An 11,428-nucleotide genomic window follows, 5' to 3' on the forward strand; every position below is an offset into this window, starting at 1 on the left:
GAAAAACTTTTAGCGGGGCGAGCTATAATGGAATACATTGAAAAAATTTACAGTTATTATTTGACCAAAAAACAAGTAGAGAAACTTGTACTATTAAAGAAAATTTTTGTAAAGAAAAGCATTTCAATTAAGGAGTTTTGTGAAGAAAGCAACAAAACCACTTATCAGTTAAGAAACTTATTATATGAAATAGAAGAGAATATTAATATTTTCAGTAAACAAGAAAAGCCTATTTTTACTATAGGTAAAAAAATATATATTTGACCGAAGAAATGAAACAAGAATACTATCTTGATTTATTTGTTAAACTTAGGAAAACCTATTTTATTGAATCTCCTTATTATCAATTACTAATATATATGTTTAAAAAAAGAAGAGCTAGAGTTGTTGAAATTTCTAATAATTTAGTATTTAGCACATCGTATTGCTATAAGTTATTAAGATATTTAAGAAAGATGTTAACTATTCAAAACATGCCGATAACCCTTGATAAAAATAAGGATACCATCGAATTGAATGGAGAAGAAATGTGTATTCGAATGTACTTTTATTTAATCGAGATTTTAGCTAATAATGTTTATATAGAAGTAAATATTCGTTCCGCAATTGATTTGCTTGCTAAAGAATATGAACCGTTACGAACGACTAAGATTAAACATGATTTGATGTTCTCCATTATTGAAAACTCAGTAACTCAAGGATATTTTATTAATAGTGACTGTTCATCAAGCATAGAAATCTTTGGACATTTATCTGAAATGTACGATGAAACACCAGTAAGGAAGGCACTTCCTATTAGAACAGAAAAAGATAGTAGAACAGAGCTTATTTACTATTATTTCTGGGCAATGCTCTTTATCCCTGAGACGGTTACAGAAGATGAAAAAATAATTTTGGGTGGAAAATTTATTAGTATTGAAAATAACCAAATCATAGATTTCTCTAATTCTATAATTGATAAATTGTCTGAAAAGTATGAATTGGATGATAACACTATTCATAAACTTGTATATGAAATTGTTGTTAATACTTGGGGATATGAGAATTTGTACTTAGATAAGTTTATGTCAAAAGAAAACTTATCTCTTTATTTAGACAGTGGAAAAGAAGTAGAAGCTGTAGTGGAGAATTCCTTGAAAAAATCGTCATTGAATATCAAAAATAAAGGACTATTTATTCAAAAAATGGGGCAAATAATTGGCTCTTATGTTCCTTTGCAAAAGAATGAGGTTCTATCAATAGGTATCTCAACGTTAAATCATCCTGAGTATATTTCGGTCATTAAGAATATTCTCTTAAAAATCTATAATGGAACTGTTTTACATTTTACTGAACACTTGGAACAAGCAGATATTCTAGTATCAGATGGTGTTTTGATTCATTCGGAAAATCAGGAATTTGCCTTTCTAGGTAATATTCATAATACAAACGATTGGGAACATTTAAATACATTAATTCAGACATCGATAGTCAATAGATGTAAATAAAAAAGAGAGAACTATTTCTCTCTTTTTTTATTTGACTTTACTATATAAACTATCGTTCCTACTAAAGCTATTGATAACACTGAAATGACAATTATTAACAAAGTGTTTGAATTAGTTTTAATAACTACAGAACTTTTATCTTCATTGTCTTTTTTGAATTCGTTCAAAGTTTCTTTAGTGTAATTGAAAGAAGTGGTTATAGCTTTTCTTGATGTTTCAATAGTCAAATTATAGTCACCTTCAAAAAGTTCTGTTCCGTCAATTAATGGTATAGATAGTGGAACAATGGACATTGCTGTAATAGGAACGTTATCTGAAAAAGTCCCTGAAGCAATTACTTCTTCCGAAGGATTTGTTAAGACGTAAGAAGCATTATTTAAATTGCCTAAAAAGGCGTTATAATTATAAGCGTTGAATGTTAAATTAACACCATTTTGATTTGCAGAGAACGAAAAATCTTCATAGGATAAATCTTTTACACTTCTGTCATCGTCTAATTCTAGATTTACAGATATAACGCGTTCGAAAAGTGTTTCAATTCCAACAGAATTTTCATTTGTCTCAAAATCAATTTGCTGACTGAAATTAACTCCTCCTAGTATTGAACCTGAAATACTTGTGTCTTTAGGAATATTAACAGTAAAATGCACCAGTTTTGATTCATTAGGAGCTAACTCAATTTGGTTTTCTTCATTCAAATAATCTGATTGGATAGTAACATAATTCGAAAAGTCGAAATCTTTGTTTAAAAGTTTATCAGTTACTTTCGAATAAACGATTGCTGAGCCATTACTTATAGCTGTTGAAGGAAATACATTTACTAGAATTGTCGAATCACCATCACCTATATTTGATACGGTTATATCAAACGTATAATCTTTTCCTTTTTCTGGTGAAAAAGTCAAACTGTTTATATCTGATTCATAATTGGTATTGGAAATTGAAATATTTAATGTATTATTTGTTTCGCTAGCTAGTCCAGTCACTGTTCGAAAATGAATGATAGAAATTAATATTAGGAAGAACACAGAAACTCTAAAAATAGAGTCCCTGTGTTTGCAAGAGATATTCATAGATACACCTTTTAACATTCTAATTAGAATGCTGGGCCATCCTCATTGTCACCAGCATCTTGGGCAGTTACAGTAATAACACGGTCTTCAGTAGAAGCTATTGCAGCGGCACGGTTAATAGTAAAAGCAACATCAACTGAATCTGATTCTTCTTGAATTGCTTCAGCCTCAATAGTTGTTCCTCCAGTTACTACTAATCCTGCTAGTGCAGATGTAGCAGAAACAGTAACTGATTCACTATCCAAATTTAAGTTTGTAAGAGTTCCGCCTACGTTTGTTAAAGTTCCTGATTGTGTTCCTTCAATCAATGTAGCATCTACTAGGATATCAGAAGCAGTCATATCAGCATTAAACGCAAATTCTGCTCCACCAGGTGTTACATTTACAGGGATAGGTAGGCTATCAGGTGTTACTACAGCTGCAGAAACACTTAATCCTCCTGCTAAAAATAGGGTTGCTAATGCAGTACTAGTTAATAATACTTTTTTCATAATAAAAAACCTCACTTTTTTTTTGCAGTTCATCTTACTGCTTAATTAAAGTATATATTTTCATATGGAATAAAATTATCTTTAATTAAGTGATAGTTATCACAATTGGATAATATTCTTTTGTTTAATAAGGTAAGGGGATAAATTAATTATTGGAATATTTAGATTTTTGTTATATATATTAAGAAAAGATATTGAATTTTAACCTAACCCAAGTAATTTAGTATCATTCTTTTATATCAATATCTTTTCAGTAGTGTTTACCCAGACACTACTGTTTTTATTTAAACAAAAAGCTATCTATAAAAATAGATAGCTTTTAAACACTTTATTTGGATTTATAATAAAAACCTGTTGTTGCCGTTCCAGTCACTGCATTACTATCACCAGTTATAAAGGCACGTCCTTCACTTGCTTGAGGTGAAGATTCCGACATACCAATAGCACTACCTGAATTCATTGTATTAGAAAGTGTGTCATCGATACTATAAAATTTAATATCAGTTGTTCCTAATACATTCACTGACGAAAACTCAGATTCGGCAAAAGCATTGAAAGAAATCAATGTTGTTTTTTCAGGAATAGTTAAATCACCACTAAATTCAGATGCTCGAAAGGCACCATAATCAACTGATTTTAAGTTAGCTGGCAAGGTCAGATTTCCTGAAAATTTAGACCAAGCAAAAGCAAATCTGTTTATTTCCTGTATAGTATTTGGAAGAGTCAAATTACCAGTAAATCTTGAACTTAAAAATGACATTGCATCAATTTTAGTAATATTTTTGGGGAAATGAATCGTTCCAGTGAAAAGTGCATTCTGAAATGATTGCATTCCAATAATTGAAATGAATTTACCGTTTATTGAATCAGGTAAATTTAAATTTCCTGTCATTTCTGCCATACCTTGTGTATACCCACCATCATAAGTGCTTGATGCAATAATGCTAAGTGTATTATCAGCTAATTTTTCTGTTTTAATCCAAATAGCTGATTCATTTTTACTCTCATCAGCTCTCTAAGTTGGGTGTAAATATAATTTTCATCTTCTCTACCAGTTATATCAGTTGAATCTTTATTTTGAGAGTTAGCCAAACTGTCCTTTGCTTGTTCTAAGCCGTCTGTAAATATATTGGCTAGTGTTGGTTTTAAATTATCCTTGAAAAGCATATAGCTTATCAAAACAAAAATACCGAATATAATAATTGCTACGACTACGAAGAGTCCTTGACTTGTTCCATTTGTCATGAAATTACCTCCTTTATATGTTATTTTTAACTATCTAAAATTATACCAATTACAAACGATTTTACAAATTTATAGCGTGTCTTATTTTTGCGTAAATATTGTCAAATAAGTAATTATGACTATGTTTAAAGCGTAATAATAGAAAAGTAAAGGAACAAGCGAATTACTCGACAATTGTTATATTTTGTTTGATAATAAAATTACCTTGATGAGAACCATTTGGAATTTCCCCTCTATATTAATGAATATTTCAAAATGTTTCATTTCCCCTAACATATTCCAATTGTTGGGGGATTTTTATATCTTACAGCAAATAAATGCACTACTATTTACGATAGAAAGGAGGAGATACTATGCAAAACAGAACTATTGGTTATATACGAACAAGTAAAAACACGCAAGATTTAGGATTGGAAGTGCAAAGGAAGGCTCTAGAAAACTATGAACCAGATGAATTGTTTTCTGAACAAATTAGTGGGAGAAAAGAACATCGAACGGAGTTAGAGAAAGCATTGAACCGATTAGAAAAGGGAGATACTTTACTTATTTATAATTTAGCAAGATTAAGCAGGTCGTCTCGACAATTGGTGAATCTGATGTCAGAGTTGAATGAGAAAGAAATTTATCTGAAAAGTATTCAAGAATCGATTGATACCAGAACAGCAAGTGGACGATTATTTTATACTGTCTTAGCTGGAATAGCAGAATTTGAAGCTGAAAATATTAGTATCAGAACAAAGGAAGCCTTAGCTAATACTGACAAGACCTTGGGAAGACCACCAATAAAACAAAGTAAACGTAAGAAAATCATTGTTTTATATAAGGGGAATCAGCTATCACTGAAAGAAATTGCAGAAAAATGTGGTGTGTCCGAAAAAACTGTTTATAACATTGCTAAAAAAGAAGGTTTGTCCCGAAAATGAGACTTGATAAATTATCAATCTAAGGGTAACATTATTGGAGGGAAGCAAGATTTTACCGGCAAATAATCAACGTTTTTTACCGAAACTGTATAAAAAAATAAAATACATAAAAAAGACGATTGTATCAGCATTTCTATAGTTGATATGGTGGTCTTATTTTGTTGTGGCAAAAACGTTGATTATTTGCCTTATACAAATTTATTAAAAGGATTGATTTTATGGCTTTAAAAGATTGTATAAAAATAATCATTCAAGCAAGTAAAAAATAGGGAAGTGTTAGAAATGAATTATTGTAGTCAATGTGGAGAGAAGTTAGTGAAAGATTCGAATTTTTGTGAAAAATGTGGCAAGAGCGTGAAAGGCGAACAAATTGTTAGGCAGTTTGAAACTCAATTAAATGTTTTTCGCTTAAATTCAAAAAAAGTTCAATATTTAGAAACATTCATTAAAAATAATCTAGTTATTGTCTTTGCTTTTATAGTGATTATTATGATGATACTATCAATACAACCGATTTTGGGATGGCTATTGTTCTTTTTAGGTATCATTTTTAGTTACTGGTATGCTAATAACAAAAATAGTTCAGAACAATTATGGAATAAGAAAGTGAAAGAAACTGTAAAATCAATTGATAAAGAGGAAATACGAGAGTTTGCCAATGGTCTGCTTCAAACCGCTACTAAAAATCTTACGGTTACAAAGGAATATATAGAACCGTCATTAAATAGTAAAGATGAAGTTTCAGCTGATGAAAATGAATATCATGACGAATCAGTTGAGATACAAGTGGATAGTGAATCAGGTAAGATTTATTATAGCTGGTTAGTTTCATTAATTGGCATAATATTCTATTATACAGGCGTATTCTTAGCACCAATACTTCATGGTGAGATTAGTGGTTTGGGGTATGGGTTAGATTCTACTATTACTTTGTATGACTATCTAAAGTTGCTCTCGAAGATGGATGGTGGGTATCAGTTTTTATTAATTGTTATTCTGATAATTCCGATGATTTCATTTATCTTGTTGTTCATAAATCATGTGATAAGTAAATTTTTCCAAGTATTACTACTGATAGCGAATGGCTTATTTTTGTTTAAAATAATTTCTGAAATAAATACTTATTCAGTTTCTTCAGAGTATTTTGATATAAGTAGTTCAAATTCTATCGGATTTGGGATTTTATTAGTAGGGATGGGCATTATTCTGATGCTAGTAACAACTATATGGAAAGTGACTAAGGAGTAGGATAAATGAAATTTTGTAGTAAATGTGGCGAAAAATTAGTAGATAATCGTTGCCCGAAATGTAAAGGAAATACATCAAAAAGGTTTTTTAATAAAAAATCTGTATTAGTTAGTTTATTTGGCATTATTATCATTTGTTGCAGTTTCTGGTTTTATAAAAACCATGTAGAAAGTGAATTTATTGATAATTACAATACTCTATATTCTGATAGCACAAAGTCGGTTCCAAATATGGATTTAGATGAACAAAAAGTAAAGAAAATGGAGAAAAGCCTTTGGGCAGTATCAGGAGATAAGTTAGAGTATAAAAAACAATTGGCTGATGTAAGAGAAAAAGTGAATGTTCGCGATAAGGTCAATCAATTATTTGATGAACCTATTCCAGATAATTTCGATTCTACGTATTTAACCATTAATTCAGATACTCGTATAGAAACACCTGAAATTGAAGGAGACGATACTTTTTCCAAAGGATTACGTTCAATCGTTAACTATTATAACCGACAATTTGATATGCTTGAAAGTGTGGAAGAAACAATCAATGGTTGGGATATTGCTATGATTGATTTGACGGATATCGACACATTAGAAAACTCTATTCAAAGCATCAATGATACAAAATTAAATGATAAAGCCAATGAATTGGCTAAAGATATTGTTACGATTAAAACGGATTTTGAAGATTACTTTAATGAGCATGTTGGTTGGCATTTTAATATTTCAGATAACCAATTAGGCGATATCTATCATTTTAATTTCCCTGAGAATGAATTAAGCTGGGGGGCTTTTCAAGGAAGTGGTATGACTGGATATATGAATTCAGTAAAGTATGATATGAAAAATAAAGTCTATTATATTGTCACCCCACTTATCAGCATGGATAAGACAGTTTACGATACCACAATCACGCCTATCACCCTAATAGACAAAGATACGATTTCTATTAATAATCAAATAGCCATGTATGACCCTGAACAGGTTGAAGCATATAACGTATTCCAAAATAAGCCAAGTGCGAAAGTAGATACAATGAAAAAAATAGCATTTGATACATCAGCGATTGAAATAGCTTCTAAAGATGATGCGACAATCTATTTCAGCAAGTTTAAAGATTCGATAGGACTTCCAGAGAAAGTTTCTTATGAATTTCTTTCTGAAGAAAAGGAAATGTATGAATTTAATATACGTATTAATTCTGAAGGCAGTGAAGAAGTTACAAATCGAGCAGGCACAGCAATTGTCTATCAAAATGGTTACATGACTTATAAGAAAGCAGATTAATTTAAAAGAAGGATAGGGATAATTTGAATCAGTTGGCAATAAAAAAATATGTGAAAAATAAGGTGAAACGAACATTTGTGAAAGCCCATGTAACCATACCTCAGATTGTATTAAATAAATTAGCAAATGGATTATATAGTGAATTTGAAAAATTGTCTGATGAAGAGCAGGAAAAATTACTATTTTCAGAGGATTTAGTGATTAAATTGTGGGAAAAACACATGGATAAAATGAAAACAGAGTTGTTAGAGGAGATGTGAGTAAAATCATGTCTCTTTTTTTATTACAAATTATCTCCAAAATATTGTCAAAAACCACTTAAAAAATGACCTTTAAAAAACCCTTATTTATCAAGGGTTTTATGATTGTTGACAGAAATACAAGATTACTGTTATATCAACGATTTTTACGTCTATTTTCGAAAAAACACCTCTCAGATTAAGCGAACCTTTTTTTATGGGGAATTACCCACTAGAATTAATCTGAGAGGTGTTTTTTAAGTTAGATTTAGGATGGATAATATAATAAACATTGATATATCAGTGTTTTTAATAGTTTTGATGAATCTAAGAAAGAAGTAATAAAATAAGAGTATGCTTTTAATAAAAATACACTAATTATTTTTTGTTGTCCGAAAATGATATCCATTCTTGACTTCAGTTGATAATTGATGATATAGTCCGGACCTAAATTGATTAATAAAATAATTTCGGAGGATAAATTAAATGAATTCAAAAATATTAACAGCAGAGGAATTGACTGAGAAACAAGAAAAGGTAAAGGCTTGGCTACAGATATTGGATAAAAACTATGGGGTAAAAATGACTGTTTTTTCTAAATCCATAGGTGTTCACAATCAAAACCTACATAATTTTCGAAAAGGAAAACGTGGATTGACAGAAGAAAAAACAGTATTATTAGAGAAAGTAATCGTTTTAAAATACGGTAGATTGCTAATGTTGGAGGACAGTGACTATGAAAATTGAGTTATGTATGGAAGATATTCAAAGAAGCAATAAACCTAACACAGTTGAAATTAGATTGATTCAAAATACTTTATATAGAAAAATAAAGAAAAAAGAAATTGAAGATGTTGCTGAAAGTATTGCTGTTAATGGAAAAACAAGTATGTTAGGAATGTATTTTGAAACAGAAGAATTCTCTGAACGCATTCATTCGATTAATTTTAAACAGCAACAACTGATTATGCTTGATTTTGATAATTCTAAAGTAGATATAGAAAAATACGGCATAACCACTTATGACTATGTAAGAAATCATGACTTTATTAAACAAAATGCTTGTTTCATGTATCGAACCTTCTCTGATAAAGAAGCAATAGTTGATAAATTTAGAGTCGTTTTTGTGTTGAATGAATCAGTAAAAGATTATTTACTGATAGGGAATATCTATACTAAATTATTTCGTTTATTCCCATCTGCTGATAGAAAATGTTCCAATCCTAACCGTTTATTTTTTGGAAGTAATCGAGGGTATGAAGAAGTTCATTTTTCCAATCTTTTAAATGTTAAAGAATTTACAAGCGATATTGTGCCGATGAAAAAACAGTCAAACAAAATAGTAAAATCAGAAATTTATAACGAACAATATGAAATTCAAGATAGAAAGCTGGTTTGGCAACTAATTAAAGAAAATACGCAAGAATCAATTGATGAGGCAAGAGCGATTATCCTAGATAAATTCGATTCAGAAATTTCTAAGGTTTATCCTTCGTATACAAATGCAAGAGTCATTTTAAGACAAACGATTGATATGAGAGAGTTTTTAGAACTACCTAAATCAGAACCCTTTCATGATATTTTAGAGAAAGACGAAAATCCAAGTGCGAGTGTCATACAGTGGGAAGATGACACTCAAATTTATCATAGATTTAATAAGGATTCTTTTGCCAATTTAGATATTTTACGAGTGGTTGCTAAATTATTAAATGTAACAGGGTATGAAGGAAGTTGTAAATCCATCAATTTATTACTATATTTGACTGGAAGTAGTTTGGATAGAACTTCTGAATCAGCAGAACAAATTGATAAAATTCAATTTTTTAGAAAAGTATTGAAGAATGAAAAATTAGCTGTTGAATACCCTAAATTCAGAAAGTTTTTAGGAAGTGATTTGAATATCTCTATCGCATTGTTGGATATGCTTTCTGAGTATATGTATGAAGATTTTAAAACAGGAGAAGTTCGACACTTACTATGCCTAACAAGTGAAAATATTGCGAAAGAAATAAATATTGTTCTGGGAACAAGGTATGATAGTAAAAGAATACAAAGAGTAATTAACAAATTGGCGATTACAGAAAATATTGAAAAGCTAGAAGAATCACAAATACCTGCTGAATTATTTGAAAAATACACGGAAAATTCTTATGAAAAAATAATAAGCAATAAATACCATCATACAAATTTTATAGAGTTTAAAAATGCTGATATGGAAAAATCGGAGAATATATCTAAAGAATTGTATGCTAATAATTATACATTGAGTGCTTTGAATTTCGAAGGAATTGCTAGAATTCTGGGAAAAGATATTGCTAGTAATGTATTTAAGCAAAGAGAAACAACTGTAGTATCTAAAAAAATTAAAGTAGATGAAAATCTATTATCAGAATCAAAAAAGGAAAATGAGTTGAAAATAGCTAAATTCATTTTAAGAAAATTAGAAACCCAGAGCTATGTAGCTGAAAGAGATATAATTTTTTATGTATATAAATATCTATTAAAGAAAAAAACACAGAAAGATGCTGAATATTTGGTAAAACAATGCCGTGCAAATATCTGTAAAGACTATGATTTAGAGCTTATCAGAGTAACTAATAGTATTCGAGACAATTATAAAATATCTAATGAAATAACGAGTAGAAGTATCATATATGTAAAGAATTAGTATTATTGAACAGATTATATAAGTTATACACCATTAATATTGAAGTGTAACTTTCATTCAATTTCCTCAATAAAATCAGGGGTAATTAGCATCTTTTATAATCATACCTTAAATAACTTATTATTTATATATTCTTATTTGAGGTATGATTATAAAATCTGTAAAAACACCCCATAAAAAGAGACTTTTTTGGATGAAGTTTCCAATTCAATATTAATGGTATATAATATGTAGTTTTATAATCATACATACTGATTAAGTATTAGCAAAGCGAAGCTTTGCTTACTTATATAAGAATATTGAAATTTAAAAAGAGAATGTTTTCTTCTCTTGTTTTTAGGTAGTAGCAAGTCAAAGACTTGCTTATTAAATAGGGATTCTAACTTTAGTAAAATAGCTAAAATTTGCTGCCTAGAATTTTATATGAAAGTTTGCTAGAGTGAGAAATAAAAGAATAGAATTATTCAAAATAACTTTCAGAAAATTAGAGCTGATATCTATAATGAATATGATATTAGTAGAGAACGATTAACCAAGGACTTATACAGAGATTTAGGTATTGTTGAGAAGTATTCACCTAAAGTAATATTATTTAGAATAGGTATTAATGGAACAGGTAGGAATTGATACCTGTTTTTCTATATTTAATTAAGTATTATCAGACAATTCCTTATTGTCAATAGATTATTTACATAAAAACTAATATGATACATAAAGAAAGTCCCCATAAAATCTAACTTTTATTGACCAAAACGTTTTATAATAATAGATATA

The 11,428-nt window shown here is 29.4% G+C and carries 12 protein-coding genes; 8 read left to right on the forward strand and 4 right to left on the reverse strand.

Going from position 1 to position 11,428, the window contains the following annotated elements; all coding sequences use genetic code 11:
• Positions 1–27 precede the first annotated feature (27 nt).
• Positions 28–264, forward strand: coding sequence for a hypothetical protein (locus FJU10_RS17730; RefSeq protein WP_140966574.1), 237 nt, complete (start codon positions 28–30; stop codon positions 262–264).
• Between the two features lie 8 nt (positions 265–272).
• Positions 273–1,487, forward strand: coding sequence for a helix-turn-helix domain-containing protein (locus tag FJU10_RS17735; RefSeq protein WP_189372392.1), 1,215 nt, complete (start codon positions 273–275; stop codon positions 1,485–1,487).
• An 11-nt stretch (positions 1,488–1,498) separates the two neighbouring features.
• On the opposite strand, the gene FJU10_RS17740 is transcribed toward FJU10_RS17735, so the two are convergent.
• The 4 genes from FJU10_RS17740 to FJU10_RS17755 all read right to left on the reverse strand — a co-directional run bounded on the left by FJU10_RS17740 (position 1,499) and on the right by FJU10_RS17755 (position 4,296).
• Entirely contained in the window at positions 1,499–2,578 is a 1,080-nt protein-coding gene (locus FJU10_RS17740) for a WxL protein peptidoglycan domain-containing protein (protein WP_140966576.1), read from the reverse strand.
• A 5-nt stretch (positions 2,579–2,583) separates the two neighbouring features.
• Positions 2,584–3,051, reverse strand: a complete 468-nt coding sequence (locus FJU10_RS17745; RefSeq protein ID WP_140966577.1) for a hypothetical protein — start codon at positions 3,049–3,051, stop codon at positions 2,584–2,586.
• Positions 3,052–3,379: 328 nt separating this feature from the next.
• Positions 3,380–3,952, reverse strand: coding sequence for a leucine-rich repeat protein (locus FJU10_RS17750; RefSeq protein ID WP_140966578.1), 573 nt, complete (start codon positions 3,950–3,952; stop codon positions 3,380–3,382).
• 59 nt (positions 3,953–4,011) lie between these two features.
• Positions 4,012–4,296, reverse strand: coding sequence for a hypothetical protein (locus FJU10_RS17755; RefSeq protein WP_140966579.1), 285 nt, complete (start codon positions 4,294–4,296; stop codon positions 4,012–4,014).
• A gap of 353 nt (positions 4,297–4,649) precedes the next feature.
• Here FJU10_RS17755 and FJU10_RS17760 point away from each other — a divergent pair, with 353 nt between their 5' ends.
• The 6 genes from FJU10_RS17760 to FJU10_RS17790 all read left to right on the forward strand — a co-directional run bounded on the left by FJU10_RS17760 (position 4,650) and on the right by FJU10_RS17790 (position 10,654).
• Positions 4,650–5,219 carry a recombinase family protein gene (locus FJU10_RS17760; protein ID WP_140966580.1) on the forward strand — a complete coding sequence of 190 codons (570 nt, stop codon included), beginning with the start codon at positions 4,650–4,652 and terminating at the stop codon, positions 5,217–5,219.
• A gap of 282 nt (positions 5,220–5,501) precedes the next feature.
• Positions 5,502–6,467, forward strand: a complete 966-nt coding sequence (locus tag FJU10_RS17765) for a zinc-ribbon domain-containing protein (protein WP_140966581.1) — start codon at positions 5,502–5,504, stop codon at positions 6,465–6,467.
• A 5-nt stretch (positions 6,468–6,472) separates the two neighbouring features.
• Positions 6,473–7,747, forward strand: a complete 1,275-nt coding sequence (locus FJU10_RS17770) for a zinc ribbon domain-containing protein (RefSeq protein WP_140966582.1) — start codon at positions 6,473–6,475, stop codon at positions 7,745–7,747.
• 23 nt (positions 7,748–7,770) lie between these two features.
• Entirely contained in the window at positions 7,771–8,007 is a 237-nt protein-coding gene (locus FJU10_RS17775) for a hypothetical protein (RefSeq protein ID WP_140966583.1), read from the forward strand.
• Positions 8,008–8,472: 465 nt separating this feature from the next.
• On the forward strand, positions 8,473–8,733 hold the full coding sequence (locus FJU10_RS17785) for a hypothetical protein (protein ID WP_140966585.1): 261 nt from the start codon (positions 8,473–8,475) through the stop codon (positions 8,731–8,733).
• Positions 8,723–10,654, forward strand: coding sequence for a hypothetical protein (locus FJU10_RS17790; protein WP_140966586.1), 1,932 nt, complete (start codon positions 8,723–8,725; stop codon positions 10,652–10,654). Before FJU10_RS17785 ends, FJU10_RS17790 begins: the two co-directional genes overlap by 11 nt.
• Positions 10,655–11,428 lie beyond the last annotated feature (774 nt).

This window comes from Enterococcus sp. OL5 (assembly GCF_006491895.1).
Lineage (GTDB): Bacteria > Bacillota > Bacilli > Lactobacillales > Enterococcaceae > Enterococcus_D > Enterococcus_D innesii.

Bases quoted from the DNA above. Each gene is read 5' to 3' on its own strand.
- FJU10_RS17755 (WP_140966579.1), bottom strand. From the start codon at position 4,296: ATGACAAATGGAACAAGTCAAGGACTCTTCGTAGTCGTAGCAATTATT.
- FJU10_RS17730 (WP_140966574.1), top strand. From the start codon at position 28: ATGGAATACATTGAAAAAATTTACAGTTATTATTTGACCAAAAAACAA.
- FJU10_RS17765 (WP_140966581.1), top strand. From the start codon at position 5,502: ATGAATTATTGTAGTCAATGTGGAGAGAAGTTAGTGAAAGATTCGAAT.
- FJU10_RS17760 (WP_140966580.1), top strand. From the start codon at position 4,650: ATGCAAAACAGAACTATTGGTTATATACGAACAAGTAAAAACACGCAA.
- FJU10_RS17750 (WP_140966578.1), bottom strand. From the start codon at position 3,952: ATGGCAGAAATGACAGGAAATTTAAATTTACCTGATTCAATAAACGGT.
- FJU10_RS17740 (WP_140966576.1), bottom strand. From the start codon at position 2,578: ATGTTAAAAGGTGTATCTATGAATATCTCTTGCAAACACAGGGACTCT.
- FJU10_RS17790 (WP_140966586.1), top strand. From the start codon at position 8,723: ATGAAAATTGAGTTATGTATGGAAGATATTCAAAGAAGCAATAAACCT.
- FJU10_RS17745 (WP_140966577.1), bottom strand. From the start codon at position 3,051: ATGAAAAAAGTATTATTAACTAGTACTGCATTAGCAACCCTATTTTTA.
- FJU10_RS17735 (WP_189372392.1), top strand. From the start codon at position 273: ATGAAACAAGAATACTATCTTGATTTATTTGTTAAACTTAGGAAAACC.
- FJU10_RS17770 (WP_140966582.1), top strand. From the start codon at position 6,473: ATGAAATTTTGTAGTAAATGTGGCGAAAAATTAGTAGATAATCGTTGC.
- FJU10_RS17785 (WP_140966585.1), top strand. From the start codon at position 8,473: ATGAATTCAAAAATATTAACAGCAGAGGAATTGACTGAGAAACAAGAA.